This is a genomic window from Candidatus Pelagibacter communis (genome assembly GCF_001180225.1).
In the GTDB taxonomy this organism is placed as follows: domain Bacteria; phylum Pseudomonadota; class Alphaproteobacteria; order Pelagibacterales; family Pelagibacteraceae; genus Pelagibacter; species Pelagibacter ubique_D.
Window position 1 is genome coordinate 1 of record NZ_CVST01000062.1, and the last position, 553, is coordinate 553.

The 553-nt window shown below is 22.8% G+C and carries 2 pseudogenes; one reads left to right on the plus strand and one right to left on the minus strand.

Going from position 1 to position 553, the window contains the following annotated elements:
- A pseudogene (locus AMN99_RS04950) lies at positions 1 to 369 on the plus strand (guanylate kinase); the annotation flags it as partial.
- On the opposite strand, the pseudogene AMN99_RS04955 reads toward AMN99_RS04950, so the two are convergent.
- Positions 358 to 553: pseudogene (locus tag AMN99_RS04955) on the minus strand (16S rRNA (adenine(1518)-N(6)/adenine(1519)-N(6))-dimethyltransferase RsmA); the annotation flags it as partial. The pseudogenes AMN99_RS04950 and AMN99_RS04955 overlap by 12 nt on opposite strands.

Below are 553 nucleotides of genomic sequence, written 5' to 3' on the forward strand. Positions count from 1 at the left end.
GTAATAAATAATTTAAACTCAGGTAAAAATGTTTTATTTGATATTGATTGGCAAGGTGCTGATCAAATAAAAAATAAAAAATTAGATTATAAATTAATAACCTTCTATATCCTACCACCAAGTAAAAAGGTCTTGTTTGAAAGACTCTCTAATAGAGATATGAAAGATAAATTAATTGCAGAGGAAAGAATGAAACAATTTGAAAGAGATGTCTTGCATTGGATAAATTATGATTATGTTGTAATCAATGATGATATTAAAAAGTGCTATGAAAAAATTGAAAATTTAATTGAGGCAGAGATAAATAATGGATCTAAAGATTATGATATAAAATTTATCAGACACCATGTGGAAAAATTAACTAATTAATTTTTCATATTCTTGAGTTAACTTGAGGTAAGTTTCCGTATTTAAATTTTGAGGTCTTAAATTTAGATCTAGTTTAAGTTTATCCAATATTTTTTGATCACCATTAAAAATTTGATTATATGGTTTTTTAATCATTTTTCTTCTATTATTAAAAAATATCCTTGTAATTTTTTCTAAGTTTTTA